Genomic DNA, 15,229 nt, shown 5'->3' with positions numbered 1-15,229 from the left:
TGGGCTTCGGGGAGGTGATCGGGGGAGGGAGGGGTTATTCCCGGTTGCGATGACGTTTTCGTGAGGTTGGGTCACACAGGCCGGGCGCGGCCCGGCAGCGCGCCATTTGCTGCGCTGGTCCTGGGACTTGGAAGATGAACGGGGATCTACGCCGAAAATTCCCGGACCGCCCGCAGCACGAGGGCGGGAGCTTCCTGCGCCACGCAATGGCCGGCACCTTCGAAGGCGAGGGTACGGGTGTGCGGGATCAGCGCCACGGCGCGCGCGGCCATCTCCCTGTAGATCGGCCCTGACATCTCGGCGGTGGTCACCGTCACGGGGCATGCGATCTCGCCGAACCAGGCGAACGGATTGCCGCGCGCATCGCCGGTGTAAACCTGCTCCATCGCCTCGTAGATCGGGCGCAGCATCGCCGACTCGATCTCGGGCGTGCAGCAAAGCCGCACCCGGCCATCGCCGAGCGGCGTAAAGCCGTGCCGCACATAGGCCCAGAGCGAAGCCTCGCTCCAATCCGCAAAGGCGGGCGCGGCACGGTAGCGGTTGAAGACGGCCTCGTGATTGTCGAACTCCGCCTGCCGGCGCAGCGCGCCCTGCACGCGGGACAGCGATTGTTCGCTCAGTCCCACGGACGGATCGCGCGCCGCGTGCGGGTTCATCACGGTCGGCTCCATCACGAACAGGCGGGTGAAGCATCCCGGGAGCAGCTTGGCTGCCAGCAACAGATCGGTGGCGCCCGCGCTGTGGCCGATGCCGTAGACGTCGCGCAAGCCCAGCGCGCCGATCACCCGGCAGATATCGTCGGCATAGTCCGCAAAATGATAGACGCTTGGCTTGTGGCTCGCGCCATGGCCGCGGCGATCGAGCCCATAGACGGTGTAGGTCGCTGTGAGGTCGCGCGCGACCTCGTCCCAGACGTCGGCGACGAAGCCGGTGCCATGCACGAGCAGAGCTGGCGGCTTGCCGCTCTCGCCCCATTGCAGCATGGCGATCTCTGCGCCGGCGGGGCCGATGGAAAAGCGCTGAGGGATCATGGGGACGAGATGCTACTTCGCATCCTCCAGGATCATCGCAGCACCCTTCTCGGCGATCATCGCGGTCGGCGTGTTGGTATTGCCCGAAGTGATCGTCGGCATGATCGAGGCGTCGACGATGCGAAGACCGCTGAGGCCATAGAACCGCAGGCGCTCGTCGACCACCGCCATCGGATCGCTCACCGCGCCCATCTTCGCCGTACCGACGGGATGGAAAATCGTGGTGCCGATATCGCCGGCGGCTTTGGCGAGCGAGGCGTCGTCGTCGCCGACGGTGGGGCCGGGCAGATATTCGCTCGGGCGATATTTTGCCAGCGCCTCCTGCTGCATCAGCCGGCGCGTGGTGCGGATGGCATCGGCGCCGACCTGGCGGTCGTCGTCGGTCGACAGGTAGTTCGGCGCGATGATCGGCTTTTCGTCCGGCGTCGCCGAGCGCAGCCGCACGGTGCCGCGCGAGGTCGGCTGGAGATTGCAGGCGCTCACCGTGATCGCAGGGAAGCGGTGCAGGGGATCGCCGAACTTGTCGAGCGACAGCGGCTGCACGTGAAACTGGATATTGGCGCGCGCACGTGTCGCATCGGAGCGCGTGAAGATGCCGAGCTGCGATGGCGCCATGGTCAGCGGACCGCGGCGGCGGAAGGCGTAGTCGAGGCCCATCAGGCCGCGCCGGAACAGGTTGTAATAGGTCTCGTTCAGCGTCCGCACGCCCTCGACCTTGTAGATCGCGCGCTGCTGCAGATGGTCCTGCAGATTGCGGCCGACGCCGGGCTTGTCCATCACGATGTCGATGCCGAGCGGCGACAGCCAGTCCGCGGGCCCGATACCGGAGCGATGCAGCACCTGCACCGAGCCGATCGAGCCTGCCGAGAGGACCACCTCGCGCTTGGCACGCGCCTCGATGATCTCGCCGTTCTGGATGAAGCGCACGCCGACGGCGCGGCCCTGCTCGATGATGAGACGGTCCACCAGCACGTTCTTCTCGAGCCGCAGGTTCGGCCGGTTCAGCGCCGGCTTGAGGAAGCCGCGCGCCGACGACCAGCGCCGGCCGCGCTTCTGGTTGACGTGGAAATAGCTCGTGCCTTCGTTGTCGCCGGTGTTGAAATCGGGGATGCGCTTGATGCCCATTTCCTCGGCGGCATCGCCGACCGCATCGAGAACGTCCCAGGACAGTCGCGGCGCCTCGATGCGCCAGCCGCCGCCGGTGCCGTGATGCTCGCTGGCGCCCAGGAAGTGATCCTCCAGCCGCCTGAACAGCGGCAGCACGTCATCATAGCCCCAGCCGGTCATGCCGAGCTGGCGCCAGTGATCGTAATCGGCGGCCTGTCCGCGCATCGAGATCATGGCGTTGATCGCCGAAGAGCCGCCGATCACCTTGCCGCGGGGATAGGCGAGCGCGCGGCCGTTCAGGCCCGGCTCGGCCTCGGTCTTGAACATCCAGTCCGAGCGCGGATTGCCTATCGCGAAGAGATAGCCGACCGGAATGTGGAACCAGATCCAGTTGTCGTCCCCGCCGGCCTCGAGGATGAGGACGCGGTTGTTGGGCTCGGCCGACAGCCGGTTGGCGAGGATGCAGCCGGCCGTGCCGGCGCCCACGACAATGTAGTCAAATTCCCCTTCGAGCCGTCTTGGCATTCTGTTTCCACCCGGATGGTCTCAACGTTCAATCCTAATAGGCAGACGGAGAGGACCGGGACAAGTCCGGCCATGCCGCATGGCCGAGACCCGATCCCTTGGCATCCCTTGGCAGTTGGGTGGACTGGTGCTTGCATGGTAGACAGAGCTGCATTTTCAACAAAGTTCGAGACCCTCCATGCCCATCGTGAATCGCGTCGCCGACCTTCAACCCGACATCCAGGCCTGGCGGCGGGACATCCACCAGCACCCCGAGCTGCTGTATGATGTCCACCGCACCGCAGCATTCGTCGCGGATCGCCTGCGCGAGTTCGGCTGCGACGAGGTCGTGACCGGCATCGGTCAGACCGGCGTGGTGGGCGTGATCAAGGGCAACAAGCCGGCCGGCGAGGGGCTCAAGGTGATCGGCATGCGGGCCGACATGGACGCGCTGCCTGTCGATGAGCAGACCAACCTGCCTTACGCGTCCAAGACTCCGGGCAAGATGCACGCCTGCGGCCATGACGGGCACACCGCGATGCTGCTCGGCGCCGCGCGCTATCTCGCCGAGACCCGCAACTTCGCCGGCGACGCCGTCGTGATCTTCCAGCCGGCCGAGGAAGGCGGCGCCGGTGGCGCGGCCATGGTCAAGGACGGCATGATGGAGCGCTTCGGCATCGAGCAGGTCTACGGCATGCACAACGGCCCCGGCATTCCGATCGGCTCGTTTGCGATCCGGCCGGGCCCGATCATGGCGGCGACCGACGAGGTCGACCTCATGATCGAGGGCCTCGGCGGCCACGCCGCGCGTCCGCACAAATGTATCGATTCCGTTCTGGTCGGTGCGCAGCTGATCACCGCGTTGCAGTCGATCGTCGCGCGCAGCGTCGATCCGCTGGAATCGGCCGTGATCTCGATCTGCGAATTCCACGCCGGCAACGCCCGCAACGTCATCCCGCAAACCGCGACGCTGAGGGGAACGATCCGCACGCTGACGCCGGAGGTGCGCAAGCTGGTCGAGAAGCGGGTGCGCGAAGTCGTGGCGGGCGTCGCCCAGATCACAGGTGCGAAGATCGATCTGCACTACAAGCGCAACTATCCCGTGGTGAACAACCACGCCGCGGAGACCGAGGTGGCGTCGCGCATCGCCAGGCAGGTCGCAGGCGATGCCAATGTGCTCGAGATGTCGCCGCTGATGGGCGGCGAGGATTTCGCCTACATGCTGGAAGCGCGTCCCGGCGCGTTCATCTTCTGCGGCAACGGCGACAGCGCGGGCCTGCATCACCCCGCCTATAATTTCAACGACGAGGCGATCGTGTTCGGCACGTCGTACTGGGTCAAGCTGGTCGAGGAACAGCTCGCGGCGTCGTAAGCCAAGACGCAGGCAGACATGAAAAAGGGCCCGTGCATCGCACGGGCCCTTTGATGTGAGTGGCGGTGCTCTCTCAGAAGAGGTGAGAGAACAGATAGTACAGCGTGCCCGAGATGATCATCGCGGCCGGCAGGGTCAGCACCCAGGCCATGGCGATGTTGCGGATCGTGGACCATTGCAGGCCGGAGCCGTTGGCGGCCATGGTGCCGGCGATGCCGGACGACAGCACGTGGGTGGTCGACACCGGCAGGCCATAGATGTCGGCGGCGGCAATGGTGGCAGCCGCCGTGATCTCGGCGCAGGCGCCCTGCGCGTAGGTCAGGTGCGTCTTGCCGATCTTCTCGCCGACCGTCACGACGATGCGCTTCCAGCCGACCATGGTGCCGAGGCCAAGCGCGATGGCGACCGCGATCTTCACCCAGCCGGGGATGAACTTCGTGGCGCTGTCGAGCGAGCCCTTGTAGGCGTTGAGCACGGCGACGTCGTTGGCGCTGAGCTCGGCTTCCTTGTCCTTCATCAGGAAGCGGAGTGCTTCCGAGACGAGGTACATGTCGTTGCGGGTGTTGCCGACGAGGTCGGCCGGCACCTTGGCGAGCGAGCCGTAGGTGGTCACCTGCTTGGCGATGTCGCGCACGAGCACGGCGAGCGACGGGAACGTGCCGCCGTTGACTTCGTGCTGCGCGACATAGTTGGTCACGGCGGGGCGCGGATTGCCGATCACGCTGTAGCCGGCGGCCTTGCCTTCGATGATCTTGCTGGCGGCGTCCGAGTTCTGGATGAACGCGGCGATCTGGCCTTCCGGGAGCGCGCGGTTGAGCGCGTACGCAGTCGGCACCGTGCCGATCAGGATCAGCATGATCAAGCCCATGCCCTTCTGACCGTCATTGGAGCCGTGGAAGAAGCTCACCAGCGTGCAGGTGAGGATCAGGATGCCGCGGATCCACCACGGCGGCGGCTGGTCGCCCTTCGGCTCGCCGAACAGGGCCGGCGTGGCGCGCAGCAGCGCGGTGCGCAGGATCAGTAGCAGGCCGGCGGCGAGCGCGAAGCCGAACAGCGGCGACAGCAGCAGCGCCTTGCCGATGTTGGTGGCCTGGGACCAGTCGACGCCCGAGGTGCCGCTGCGGCCGTGCAGGACCGCGTTCATGATGCCGACGCCCATGATCGAGCCGATCAGGGTGTGCGAGCTCGAGGCCGGCAGGCCGAAATACCAGGTGCCGACGTTCCAGATGATGGCAGAGATCAACAGTGCGAACACCATCGCGAAGCCTGCGCTGGAGCCGACCTGGAGGATCAGCTCGACCGGCAGCAGCGAGACGATGCCGAAAGCGACCGCGCCCGAGGACAGCAGCACGCCGAACAGGTTGAACATGCCGGACCACACCACGGCGACGTGGGCGGGCAGCGAGCGGGTGTAGATCACGGTCGCGACCGCGTTGGCGGTGTCGTGGAAGCCGTTCACGAACTCGAAGCCGAGTGCGATCAGAAGCGCGACGAAGAGCAGGAGGAAGGGGGCGATGGTCTTGACCTGCGCGCCGGCTGCATCGACGTCGACCCAGATGCTGTAGGCGACGAAAAGCAGAGCGGCGGCGATCACCCCCATATAGATCACGCCGGTCAGCGGGTGAAATCCGCGATTGAGGTCTGGCCCCTTACTCAAGGCCGGCTCGATGGAGCCTGGCAAAGCAACGTCACTCATTGGAAATTCTCCTGTCCCAAGGCCCCGATTTTGCGCGCGGCATGTGACAGGCGGTTGAAATGGCGGCCACGCGGTTGAAATGATGGAACTTATCCACGCTCTGTTGCTGTGCGTGACAGCCGGCTCAGGCGGCGTGGGCGGACTTCTTCTGCAAGCGGGCTGCGATCGTCAGATCCTCGACAAAGCGCTGATATTCCAGCACCTTCGCTTGGGGATCGGGGAGCCGCAGCAGATAGGACGGATGCACCGTCACCAGAGCCTTGCGTCCGTCGGGGAGGTCTATGAGCCGGCCGCGGGTCTTGCCGATCGGCGTGATCTTGCCGAACACGGTCTGCGCGGCGGTGGCGCCCATCGCCACGATGAGCTCGGGCTGGATTGCCGAAACTTCCCGCTCATACCATTGCCGGCAGGCCTTGATCTCCGGCGTCGCCGGCTTCTGGTGCAGGCGGATCTTTCCGCGCGGCACGAATTTGAAGTGCTTCACGGCGTTGGTGACGTAGACCTTGCTGCGATCGACGCCGGCTTCCGCGAGCGCGCGGTCGAGCATCTGGCCGGCCGGCCCGACGAAGGGATGGCCGGCGAGGTCTTCCTTGTCGCCGGGCTGCTCGCCGACCAGCATGATGGTGGCGTCCTTCGGACCTTCGCCGAACACGGTCTGCGTCGCGTCCTTGTAGAGCGGGCAGGCACGGCAATGCGCGGCCTCCTCGCGGAGCGCTTCGAGATCGTTGGCAACGGTCTTGCGTATCATCGGAGCCTCCGGCCGCTTCTGAGGCTTGTGCGGATCGGTTGCGGCATTGGCGATCATGGCGCCGGTCATGCGCTCGGCATCCTCGATCAAGGGTTTAATGATCGAGGCCTCGGGCAGGTTCCTCCAGTATTTCTTCGGCATCTCCGTCTGCATCGCCTTCACCTTCAACCGCGCCGGGTTGAAGATGCTGGCGTAGTAACGCCGCCAGGTTTCTTCCAGCCGGTCTTCGCCCGGCGCCTCGCTCTTGCTCACGCCCGGCGTGAACGACAACGCGTGTCCGTCCCAATGCGCGCAGAGATCGGGCGTCAGGATCGACCAGGGCATGTCCGCAAAGCGCTTGGCGAAGAACGGGGCTGCGAGCTCGACGATGTGATGCTCCGGCTCGAACCAGGCGACATAATGCGCCGCGCGTTCGCGACCGATCTCGCGAAAGCGCACGAAGGCGTGCATCTTGTGCTCGTCGCGGTGAACCGCTCTCGCCATCGCCGTGACCAGCGCGACGTCAGCATCGGTTGCGACCTCGATGAGATCGTGATTGTCCCTCAATCGCCAGAGCAGGCGATAGAGGATCGCAAAGCGCTCGGGATCGCGATGCAGGATGGCGGCCTGGGCGAGGTCGACGAATTTTGCGGACACGCTGAAGGTGCCATCGTTCACCTCGAGGATCGGAGACGGCGCGGACGGTGCGAACAAGTCCGCTTCGCCGCCTTGCACGGCCCAGGTGACATCGACGGGCTGCACATGATGAAGCACGAGGCTGCGCGCGGCTTTGCGCCAGCCGTCGAAATCGGTTTCGGTGTCGAGGATGATGTACTGCATCAGAAGCCAAACCCCAGTTGCGTTGCCTTCGGCTTGAATCGTTCGATCAGGCGCGCCTCGTCGAGACGATGCGGTGCGGGCCGGTGATCGCTGAGCACGATGAACAGCAGTGCCTTGTTGCGGGGCACGTGCAGCCGCGCCAGATCGGAGAGGCGGATCGTGGTGGTGCGCCGCGTGGCGATGATGCGCTCGACCGCCTTGGTGCCGAAGCCCGGCACGCGCAACAGCTCCTCGCGGCTGGCACGGTTGACGTCGAGCGGGAAACGGTCGCGGTGGCGCAGCGCCCAGGCGAGCTTTGGATCGATGTCGAGCGGCAGCATGGCGCTGTCGTCGACGATCTCTGCAACGTCGAAACCGTAGAACCGCATCAGCCAGTCGGCCTGGTAGAGCCGGTGCTCGCGCAGCAGCGGCGGCTGGACCAGAGGCAAGGCGCGGCTGGCATCGGGGATCGGGCTGAAGGCGGAGTAATAGACGCGCCTCAATTTGTATGAGCCGTAGAGATTTGAACTTGTGTGAAGAATGGTGTGATCGGAGGCCGCGTCAGCGCCGACGATCATCTGCGTGCTTTGTCCTGCCGGCGCAAAACGCTGCGGTTTTGCTTTTGTCTTTGTGCTGCTGATATCCTCGGCCTCGTCGAGCTTCAGCCGCAGCCGGCCCATGGTGCGGCGGATCGCGCGCACGTCCTTCTCCGGCGCGAATTGCTGCAGGCTCGTCTCCTCAGGCATCTCGATGTTGATGGAGAGACGATCGGCATATTTGCCGGCCTCCGTGATCAGCGCGTCGTCGGCTTCCGGAATGGTCTTGAGATGGATGTAGCCGCGGAAGTGATGCTCCTCGCGCAGTTTTCGCGCGACGCTGACAACCTGCTCCATGGTGTAGTCGGGACTGCGGATGATGCCGGAGGAGAGAAACAGGCCTTCGATGTAATTGCGCCGGTAGAAGTCGAGCGTCAGCTTGACCACCTCGTCGATGGTGAAGCGGGCGCGCGGCACGTTGGAGGAGGCGCGGTTGACGCAATAGAGGCAATCGTAATTGCAGGCGTTGGTGAGCAGCACCTTGAGCAGCGAGATGCAGCGCCCATCCGGCGCGTAGGAATGACAGATGCCCATGCCGGGCGCGGTCGAGCCCATGCCCTTGCCGTCGCTGGAATCCCGCTTTTCGGTGCCGCTGGAGGCACAGGAGGCGTCGTACTTGGCGGCGTCAGCCAGGATCTCCAGCTTGCGTTGTACGTCCATCCCGGAATCCCTTTGATTCAGCTCATGAATCCAACGGAGCGCCAATTCGATTGACTCTTCGCACGCCGTTAGCTTTATATTAGAACATATCATGAACAAATGAGCCAGCCGCAGGTTCTTATTTTTGAGATCTCGGCAATCACCTCTGAAGGAGCGGCGAGCATGAGCGGCGCACGCATGAGCGCGCTTGCGACCTTGCGCAGCCAGATCGAACGGATCGAGACGGCGGAAGTCGTGCATCATCGCGACCGCGTTGCGCTCGGCCATGGTGAGGTCGACCGCGCCTTGAAAGGCGGGCTCGCACGCGCGGCGATCCACGAGGTGTTTTGCGAGGGGCGTCAGGGCGCGGCCGCGACCGGTTTCGTCACCGGCCTTGCGGGCCGCGTCACGACGCAACGGCCGCTGTTGTGGGTGCGGCAGGATTTTTCGGAACTTGAAACCGGTGCGTTGTCGATGAGCGGCCTTGCCGAACTCGGCCTCGATCCGCGCCGCGTGGTGATGGTGCGTGCGGCTGACGTCGAGAGCGCGCTGCGCACCTCGGCCGATGCGCTCGCCTGCGATGCGCTCGGTGCTGTCGTGCTCGAGCTCTGGGGTGAGACGCGCCAGTTCGATCTGGTGGCGAGCCGCAAGCTGACGCTGGCCGCGCAATCCTCCGGCGTCACCGGCCTCTTGTTGCGGATGGCGGCGCAGCCGCTGCCCTCGACCGCGGAGACGCGATGGATGCTGCGTGCGGCGCATTCGCCGCCGGGGTCAGCATCAATGCCTGCGGCGCCTTGGAGCGCGTGGGGCGCGCCGCGCTTCGATGTCGAGCTGTTGCGTAATCGTCATGGCCCGTGTGGCCGGTGGATCATGGAATGGAAATGTGATGAGTGCCAGTTCTCTGAACCATCGGCGTATCCTCAGCCTGTGGCTGCCGCGCCTGCCCATCGACCGGATCCAGCGGTTCTTCGGCGCGCTGGGTAATGGCAACGAGCCCAGCATTGTCGTCATCAAGGAGAACAATGCGCTGGTGATCCATGCGCTGGATGAAGCTGCTGAGCGGCTCGGCCTGCACATCGGCCAGCCGCTCGCGAACGCGCGGGCGATGTGCCCGGATTTAAAAGTGTTCGACGCCGATGTCGTGGCCGATGCGAAGACGCTCAGCGACATCGCCGACTGTTGCGACCGCTTCACGCCGCTGGTGGCGCTCGATCCGCCGCACGGGCTGTTTTTGGACATCACCGGCTGCGCGCATCTGTTCGGCGGCGAGGCTGCGTTGTTGCAGACGCTGGTTCGCGCGCTGGCGCGACAAGGTTTTGCCGTCAGCGCGGCGATCGCCGGGACCTCGGTCTGCGCGCGCACGCTGACGCGGCAGACGCCTGGCGTTATCGTTGCCGATGGCGGCGAGGCCGCGGCGATCGACCGGTTTCCGGTGTCCGCGCTCGGTGCGGACGAGATGATCACCACCGGCCTGCGGCGCGCCGGGCTGAAGACGATCGGCGATGTTGCCTCGCGCGCGCCGAGTGAAATCACGGCGCGGTTCGGCGCGCGGTTCTCCACGCTGCTCGCGCATGCGCTGGGGCAGGGCGATGCGCCGATCAGCCCGCGAAAACCGCTGCCCGACTACATCGTGGAAAAGCGCTTTGCCGAGCCGATCGCGACCGACACCATGATCGCGATGACGCTGTCGCGGCTGGCCGATACGCTGATCGCCTCCATGGAAAAACAAGGCAAGGGCGCGCGGCGCCTGGAGGCCGCGTTCTTCCGCACCGACGGCGTGGTGCGCGCGATCATGGTCGAGACCGGGCGTCCCGTGACGCGAAGCAAAGTGATCGACCGGCTGTTCCGCGAGCGTCTCGATGCGCTTGCCGATCCCCTCGATCCCGGCTTCGGCTTCGACATGGTGCGGTTGTCGGCGAGCCGTACCGAGATCGTGGTGCAGGAGCAGCGCGATCTCGACGCCCATGTCCACGACAATGACGAGCTGGCCGCGCTGATCGACCGCATCGCCGCGCGTATCGGCGGAAAACGCGTCGTCGTGCATCTGCCGCAGGACACCCATATCCCCGAACAGGCGGTGCTGGCCGCGCCAGCGCAGCATCATCTCACCGCCGCCATGCAGGCCGAATGGCCGGCGCGCGCCGAAAGCGAGCCGCCACTGCGTCCGCTACGGCTGTTCGACAAGCCGGAGCCGGTCACAGTGCCGTTCGCGACCGTGCCTGACGGCCCGCCGCATCAATTCACCTGGCGGCGTGCAAAACATGCCGTGGTGCGGGTGGAAGGACCCGAACGCATCGCGATGGAATGGTGGCGGCAGGACGGCAAACAGCTGACGCGGGATTATTTCCGCATCGAGGATGCCGAGGGCCTGCGCTTCTGGATCTTTCGCGATGGTCTTTACGAGGGAGAGGTGTTCGACGGCGACGGCAAGCCCGCTCCGCCCCACTGGTACGTGCACGGTCTCTTCGCATGATTACGCCCGCTTATGCCGAGATCGGCATCACCACCAATTTCTCGTTCCTGCGCGGCGGCTCGGATCCGCGCGCTTATGTGCATCAGGCCAGCAAGCTCGGCATTCCCGTGATCGGCATTGCCGATCACAACACGCTGGCCGGCGTGGTGCGCGCCTGGAAGGAACTCGACAATGACAAGGTGCTGCACAAGCCAAAGCTCCTGATCGGCGCGCGCATCGTCTTCATCGACGGCACGCCCGACATTTTCGTCTATCCGCGCGATCGCGCCGCCTATGGTCGGCTGTGCCAGCTTCTGACCCGGGGCAAACGCGGCGACGACATCATGCGGATCGAGAAGGGCGAATGCCGTCTCAACTTCACCGATCTGCTGGAGTTTTCGCAAGGTCAGCTCCTGGTCCTGACGTTGCTGCATCGGTTTGATGATGCGCAAACGCTGGATGTGCTTTCAAAACTCAAAGCCAGCAGCGCCGAAGGCGTGTGGCTGGCCGCGAGCCTGGTCTATCGCGGCGACGACCGTCGTCGCCTGGCGCGGCTCGACGATCTCGCCGCCAAAGCAGGAGTGCCGCTGCTTGCGACCAACGAGGTGCTCTATCACGATCCCGGCCGTCGTCCGCTTCAGGACGTGCTGACCTGCATCCGGGAAAAGACCACGATCGAGGCGGTCGGACGCAAGCTAGAAGCCAATGCGGAGCGTTTTCTCAAGACGCCCCGCGAGATGGCGCGCCTGTTTCGCGATTTCCCCGAGGCGATCGCGGAGACCATGCGCTTTGCCGACAGGATCGACTTCTCGCTCGATCAGCTTAGATATCAATATCCGGACGAGCCGGTGCCGCCGGGCAAGACCGCGCAGGGGCATCTGGAAGACCTGACCTGGGCGGGCGTCGACACATATTTCGGGGGCAAGATCGACGACAAGTTGCGCGCGACGCTGAAGAAGGAACTCGCGCTGATATCAGAGCTGAAATACGCGCATTACTTCCTCACCGTGCACGACATCGTCCACTACGCGCGCAGCGAAAATATCCTGTGCCAGGGGCGGGGATCGGCGGCGAATTCGGCCGTGTGCTACGTGCTCGGCATCACCTCGGTCGATCCGACCAAGGTCGATCTGCTGTTCGAGCGCTTCATCTCCAAGGAGCGGCTGGAGCCGCCCGACATCGACGTCGATTTCGAGCATTCGCGGCGCGAGGAGGTGATGCAATATGTCTATCGCCGCTACGGCCGCCACCGTGCGGCGATCATCGCCACCATCATCCATTATCGTCCGCGCAGCGCCATCCGCGACGTCGGCAAGGCGCTGGGCCTGACCGAGGACGTCACCGCCGCGCTCGCCGACACCGTCTGGGGCAGCTGGGGCAAGGGCCTGAACGACATGCAGGTCAGGCAGGCCGGACTCGATCCCCAAAATCCCATGATCAATCTCGCGGTCGAGCTTGCGACCGAGCTGATCGAATTCCCGCGCCATCTCTCCCAGCATGTCGGTGGCTATGTGCTGACCCAGGATCGGCTCGACACCTATGTGCCGATAGGCAACGCCGCGATGGACGACCGCACGTTCATCGAATGGGACAAGGACGACGTCGATGCGCTCAATATGATGAAGGTCGACGTGCTCGCGCTGGGCATGCTGACCTGCATCCGGAAATGTTTTGATCTGATCGACCAGCACAAGGGCGAACGTTGGGTTCTGGCGAGCGTCCCGCAGGACGATCCCAAGGTTTACGACATGCTGTGCGCCGGTGAATCGCTCGGCGTTTTCCAGGTCGAGAGTCGCGCGCAGATGAACATGCTGCCGCGCCTGAAGCCGCGGACCTTCTACGATCTCGTCATCGAGGTCGCGATCGTACGCCCGGGCCCGATCCAGGGCGACATGGTGCATCCATATCTGCGCCGGCGGAACGGTATCGAGAAGGTGACCTATCCCTCGCCAGCGCCCGAGCATGGTCCCGCGGACGAACTCTACAAGGTGCTGCACAAGACCAAGGGCGTGCCGCTGTTCCAGGAGCAGGCGATGCGCATCGCGATCGAGGCGGCGAAATTCACCTCCGAGGAAGCCAATGGCCTGCGCCGCTCGATGGCGACCTTTCGCAATGTCGGCACCATCGGCCAATACGAGGAGAAGCTGATCGGCAACATGGTCGCGCGCGGCTACGATGCCAATTTCGCCAGAAGCTGTTTCGACCAGATCAAGGGCTTTGGCTCCTATGGCTTTCCCGAGAGCCATGCCGCGAGCTTCGCCCAGCTCGTCTACATCTCCTCATGGCTGAAATATCATCACCCCGATGCCTTCTGCTGCGGCCTCTTGAACTCGCAGCCGATGGGCTTTTACGCGCCGGCGCAGATCGTCGGCGACGCCCGCAAGAACGGCGTCGAGGTGCGCGAGATCGATGTCTCCCACAGTTTTGCGCAGAACACGCTGGAGAACACCGACGACAGATATTGCGCCGTTCGCCTGGGTTTTCGTCAGATCGACGGCTTTCACTGGCTCGATCCCGATGAGGAGTTCCTCAAAGCGGAGCAAGCGAAACGGCAGGGCAAGGTCCATGTCACTCAGGAAGACTGGGCTGACCGCATCATCAAGGCTCGCGACCGCCAGCCCTTCACCTCGCTCGAAGATTTTGCCCGCGACACCGGCCTGCCCAAGCGCGCGCTGATCTTGCTGGCGGATGCCGATGCGTTTCGCTCGCTCGGGCTCGATCGCCGCGAGGCGCTGTGGCAGGTGCGGCGGCTGCCCGACGATGTGGCGCTGCCGCTGTTCGAAGCGGCCACCGCGCGCGAGCAGCCCGACGAGCAGGCCAAGCCACTCCCCGTGATGCCGCGTCCCGAGCAGGTCGTCGCGGACTACCAGACCATCCGCTTGTCGCTCAAAGGCCATCCGATGGAATTCCTGCGCGAGATGTTTTCACGCGAGCGGATCGTCGCCTGCAAGGAGATCAGCCATGAGAACGAGCGGCGCCGCGTCCGCTGCGCCGGTGTGGTGCTGGTGCGGCAGCGGCCGGGCAGCGCCAGCGGCGTCGTGTTCATGACGCTGGAGGACGAGACCGGTATCGCCAATGTCGTGGTGTGGCCCAAGGTCATGGAGCAGTACCGGAAGGAAGTGATGGGCGCGCGCCTCATCGAGGTCCAGGGCTATATCCAGAGCAGCCCCGAGAAGGTGACGCATCTGATCGCCCAGCGCATGATCGACCGCTCGCACGATCTGGTCGGCCTCGCCAACGACGCCCTGAGCCGCAAGCCTCCGGTGCCGGCAGGCGCCACCGTGGTCGAGCCCCTCAACGAAGACCCCCGCGCCCTCGCGGATATGCCCGCGCAAAAAATCCGCCACCCCCGCAACGTCCGCATCCTGCCACCGTCGCGGGATTTCCATTGAGGGGCATGAACAACCGCAAGGATCGGCCGATCTCGTCCAATGATCAATACGATTTGAATTGAGTCTCTAAGCAACCTGAAAGCGAGCAGGTCCATATAGTTCGTAGAACTCGATTTGGACATAACGGGGTAATGCTTGCAGCAGCCAGAATCGTCGCAACGATCGCGTGGCCTGGCAGTCGCCGTGAAGTCAGATCGAAAGCCATCCCGCATCGATAGGCTGGGCCTCTGGTTCTCCAAGAGCAGCATGATCGACGGGCTGTGGATTGGGACGACCGAAAGCAAGCCTTACCCGGCGCTGCGTCGCGTAGAAGAGGCCCTCCAACTCATCAAGCGCCACGACGCGCTTGGCTATGCCCGGATCACGCGCGATCTCGACCGGATATGGGTACATCTGCTCCCCAGCGCCCAAGCACACTATGATCGATCGATGAACGCCTGCGTTGTCGACGAGCGCTACATTCTCGGGGGCCCGATGACCCTGGAGCAGATCGCGTCGACCTTCATCCATGAAGCGACCCACGCACGCCTCGAGGGCTGGGGAATCTCCTATGTCGAGGCGATGCGTCCCCGGATCGAAGCGATCTGTCTTCGCCGGGAGTTGAGCTTCCTCAATAAATTGCCGGACACCGAGACGCTAAGAGACGAGATCGCACGGACGCTGGAGTGGTGTGTTGCGGATTCCGGTGGCTACTTTGCCGATGCAAGCTTCCGTGTGCGCGAAGAGGACGGACAAATCGAAACATTGCGCCATCTAAACGTCCCGGACTGGCTCATCACATGGGCGACCTGGCTGATCAGCAGGCGGCGAAAACGCGCATCGGTGTCGCAAGGGTCTTAGCCGTTGCCGTGGATGGCCGGGACTAGCCCGGCCATGACGGCGGAGAGAGGTTCG

The 15,229-nt window shown here is 64.5% G+C and carries 10 protein-coding genes; 5 read left to right on the top strand and 5 right to left on the bottom strand.

What is annotated here, in order from left to right; all coding sequences use genetic code 11:
- Positions 1 to 146: 146 nt before the first annotated feature.
- Together QA645_RS29945 and QA645_RS29940 are read right to left on the bottom strand one after the other, a co-directional pair.
- Positions 147 to 1,031: an alpha/beta hydrolase gene (locus QA645_RS29945; RefSeq protein WP_283044960.1), complete on the bottom strand. Its 885-nt coding sequence runs from the start codon at positions 1,029 to 1,031 to the stop codon at positions 147 to 149.
- A 12-nt stretch (positions 1,032 to 1,043) separates the two neighbouring features.
- A complete protein-coding gene (locus QA645_RS29940; protein WP_283044959.1) occupies positions 1,044 to 2,663 on the bottom strand; it encodes a GMC family oxidoreductase N-terminal domain-containing protein in 1,620 nt (539 codons plus the stop codon).
- A 178-nt stretch (positions 2,664 to 2,841) separates the two neighbouring features.
- On the opposite strand from QA645_RS29940, the gene QA645_RS29935 reads away from it, so the two are divergent.
- Positions 2,842 to 4,014 (top strand): M20 aminoacylase family protein, encoded by a 1,173-nt coding sequence (locus QA645_RS29935; RefSeq protein ID WP_254130114.1) that lies wholly within the window; start codon positions 2,842 to 2,844, stop codon positions 4,012 to 4,014.
- Positions 4,015 to 4,087: 73 nt separating this feature from the next.
- Here QA645_RS29935 and QA645_RS29930 read toward each other — a convergent pair whose 3' ends face one another.
- The 3 genes from QA645_RS29930 to QA645_RS29920 all read right to left on the bottom strand — a co-directional run bounded on the left by QA645_RS29930 (position 4,088) and on the right by QA645_RS29920 (position 8,512).
- Complete coding sequence (locus tag QA645_RS29930) at positions 4,088 to 5,710, bottom strand: inorganic phosphate transporter (protein ID WP_254192728.1); 1,623 nt, start codon at positions 5,708 to 5,710, stop codon at positions 4,088 to 4,090.
- Positions 5,711 to 5,834: 124 nt separating this feature from the next.
- Entirely contained in the window at positions 5,835 to 7,277 is a 1,443-nt protein-coding gene (locus QA645_RS29925) for a UdgX family uracil-DNA binding protein (RefSeq protein WP_283044958.1), read from the bottom strand.
- Positions 7,277 to 8,512, bottom strand: a complete 1,236-nt coding sequence (locus QA645_RS29920) for a putative DNA modification/repair radical SAM protein (protein WP_283044957.1) — start codon at positions 8,510 to 8,512, stop codon at positions 7,277 to 7,279. Before QA645_RS29920 ends, QA645_RS29925 begins: the two co-directional genes overlap by 1 nt.
- 162 nt (positions 8,513 to 8,674) lie before the next feature.
- On the opposite strand from QA645_RS29920, the gene QA645_RS29915 reads away from it, so the two are divergent.
- The 4 genes from QA645_RS29915 to QA645_RS29900 all read left to right on the top strand — a co-directional run bounded on the left by QA645_RS29915 (position 8,675) and on the right by QA645_RS29900 (position 15,175).
- On the top strand, positions 8,675 to 9,475 hold the full coding sequence (locus QA645_RS29915) for a DNA repair protein (RefSeq protein ID WP_254130118.1): 801 nt from the start codon (positions 8,675 to 8,677) through the stop codon (positions 9,473 to 9,475).
- Positions 9,378 to 10,964, top strand: a complete 1,587-nt coding sequence (locus tag QA645_RS29910) for a DNA polymerase Y family protein (RefSeq protein ID WP_283044956.1) — start codon at positions 9,378 to 9,380, stop codon at positions 10,962 to 10,964. The genes QA645_RS29915 and QA645_RS29910 overlap by 98 nt, the downstream gene beginning before the upstream one ends.
- Positions 10,961 to 14,335 (top strand): error-prone DNA polymerase, encoded by a 3,375-nt coding sequence (locus tag QA645_RS29905; RefSeq protein ID WP_283044955.1) that lies wholly within the window; start codon positions 10,961 to 10,963, stop codon positions 14,333 to 14,335. The genes QA645_RS29910 and QA645_RS29905 overlap by 4 nt, the downstream gene beginning before the upstream one ends.
- Before the next feature lie 246 nt (positions 14,336 to 14,581).
- Positions 14,582 to 15,175 carry a hypothetical protein gene (locus tag QA645_RS29900; protein WP_283044954.1) on the top strand — a complete coding sequence of 198 codons (594 nt, stop codon included), beginning with the start codon at positions 14,582 to 14,584 and terminating at the stop codon, positions 15,173 to 15,175.
- Positions 15,176 to 15,229: the final 54 nt, after the last annotated feature.

This window comes from Bradyrhizobium sp. CIAT3101, assembly GCF_029714945.1.
In the GTDB taxonomy this organism is placed as follows: domain Bacteria; phylum Pseudomonadota; class Alphaproteobacteria; order Rhizobiales; family Xanthobacteraceae; genus Bradyrhizobium.
The sequence above is the reverse complement of the archived record's forward strand: the minus strand, read 5'-3'. Positions and strand labels throughout refer to the sequence as shown.